The organism is Acidithiobacillus sp. TH-A36 (assembly GCF_057473445.1).
In genome coordinates, this window is record NZ_JBYCKP010000590.1 from 1 (window position 1) to 2,553 (window position 2,553).

Sequence of the window (2,553 nt, forward strand, 5' to 3'; positions counted from 1 at the left end):
GTACCGGCGGATCCAGTGGAAAACTGGCGCTCCAGTTCTCTCCATTGGAGCGCCCGCGCAAGCTGGCCGGATACAACCCCGTGAGGCCGCGTGAGCGATAAGCGGTATATCGCGCCCGAAAATCATTCCCCACGAATGGCCATTTATCCAGCGTGATTTCCCCAAAGTGAATCCATCCACCCATATCCCGAATCACGGCATGCAGATAGGGGTCGTCAAACACAATATCCTGATAGGTCCCCACATGCTTCAAGGCCTCTTCCAGTTTGGTCCAGGCCAAAGCCGCATTATCCTTATGACCACCATCCAGCAGCCGGATAAAATCTGCCACTTTCGGAAAATAAACCCCGGATTCCGTATGTGCCACATGCACACCGATGACCCTTTTAATTTCGCTCAGCGGATAGCCCCGTAAGGCTTGCCAGTAAAGGTTCATCACCATAGAACTCATGTCCCGATGATAATATTCCCCCAAGGCTATCAAGATTTGGGCAAATTGCGCAAAACTTTCTTCCTGCTCGATTTCTTCAGAGGATTCCATAAGACCTCTCCTTTTGCATATTCAATAATAGCTATTTTACCATCCCGGTTGTGCGGCCAGACCGCACATTCTCTGCCTGTGGAAAAATCCCGGGGAAAGCGTGTCGATAGTAAAAATCCGCATCAGCCATCAACAGGGGTGTCTACCCCTTTGGATCGCATCCATTCCACCGCGTTGATCGCATTACGCCTAGTTGTCGGACTCAGTCCTTTCAAAAAGGCCGGATCCACATTCTCGCCATATATCTTCTTTAAAGCCGCATCTTCCTTTTTACGCTGTAAATCATCGGCGGCAGTAGAGGAGCCATTTTTATGGCCAGGCCTTTCGGACTCGGTAAGAATACCGTCTTCCCAACGGTCCCCATTCAGATAAGTTTCTGGGTTAGGAATAAAACCATCTAACCACCGGTGATCTTTTGCGAGACGTTCCGCAATATCGGCCAATATCACATCTGCTTTCTCGTCCAGCTTCCGCGCCTTCCACTTTTTTTCACAGACCTTTCTAGCGACCCTTTTGGGATAGGCTGCCCAGAACTCCGCAAAACGAGCGCCATTTTTGGCAGCCCGCGCCGGTAAAGCAGACTGGTCGGCATCGGCAGCCGCCTCGCCAGACGTGGAGGCTTCTGGAACCGTCTCCTGCGCCAAGACTTTTTTCTCCGTCCCATCCCCCAGCGCTTCGTGCACAGCACGCTCCAGGCGATTATTCGGGGTGGGTGCGGCATCGGTTTCGGGGTCCTGCGCGTCCACCGACACTTCAACAGCGGCGTCATCGACCTCATCCTGGTCTATCGACAGACCCGCCCTTTTCATGGACTCGAATAAAGCCCGCGCCGCTTCTTCGTCTCCAGGGGACATCTCCTCATTATCTTCCCTTCCCCAGGGCGCCTCATCCTCCGCAGCAGGAATGGAATCAGTGGCGGCACCCTCAAACGGTTCATGGTCGGCCGAACCAGCCAGGGAAACATCACCATCATCGAGCGCAACAGTCTGCCCATCCTTTATAAAAAGATCCCACAGGGAGTCCTGTTCGTCGGAAGGCTCAACATCACTGGATGGTAACTCTGTGTCACCCATCGGCTCTGGGAGATTTTCGGGCACTGTTTCCTGCACGACTTCTTGCGCAGAATTTTCAAAAGAATTTTCACTTTGAAAAAAGTTTTTTTCATCAACCTGCACGGATGGTTCACCAACCGCGTCATGATGATTTTCCAAAACCGATTCGGGTGGCATCGATGCCGTGCAGGACTCGGTTTCATTCCATGGGATTTCCGAGACGGGTTCACAGTCGGTAATGGTACCATCCTGAGCGTAGTCATCCTGGAAAGGCAAATCCGTTTCAGGCGGCAAGGGCTTGTTTTCAGGCACCTTTGTTGAAGACTGTACCGCATCCCCTGGTAAGTTTGGGGTATCTGCCGTATCGGTGTAACGCGTTACATCCGGTGCTTCGTTACGCATTACATCACGCGTTACAGCGGCATTACGCTGTAACGCTGTAACGCCTTTAGGCGTTACAGCTTGGTTATATATATTCTCTCTCTCTATCTTTATCTGTATCTTATCTGATATTACAGCATTACCGTAACGCATTACTGTAATGCCTTGTGTAACGTCGTAACGCGTTACATCGGGCGTTACATTGGGCGTTACATGCATTACATCTGACCTTACTCCAGGTGTTACCGTGGGCCGTACTGCAGGGACAGATTGCTTGGATTGGGCATCTACCCCCGCCGCCTGCCCAGAGGCTGTCGCTTGCTCGGCGGCTTCCGCCCGGGCCTTGCGCCAGCGCTTGACCCGTTCACGATTCTTCCGGCGCCGCTCTGCGGTAGCATCCTCTTTCCCGTCCCGGAGGGCATGTTGGGCAGCCCCTTTACTCCCCTGCACTTCCAGTACCATTTCCGAAATGACCGGGTGATACAGGCGATCATCATTGCAGGGTATCCAGCCATACAAGGCCATGTCCCGCACCTTGTTCCAGCGGCGCGGTACATTGGCATAGCCTGCCAGAGAAGC

Annotated in this window: 1 protein-coding gene and 1 pseudogene; both read right to left on the minus strand. The window is 52.8% G+C overall.

The features are described from left to right. Positions 1 to 541, minus strand: a 541-nt coding sequence (locus tag AC2VLY_RS14920) for a DUF6475 domain-containing protein (RefSeq protein WP_486922539.1), incomplete at its 3' end; no start/stop codon positions are given. Between the two features lie 122 nt (positions 542 to 663). Then, positions 664 to 2,553, minus strand: a pseudogene (locus tag AC2VLY_RS14925) (hypothetical protein); the annotation flags it as partial.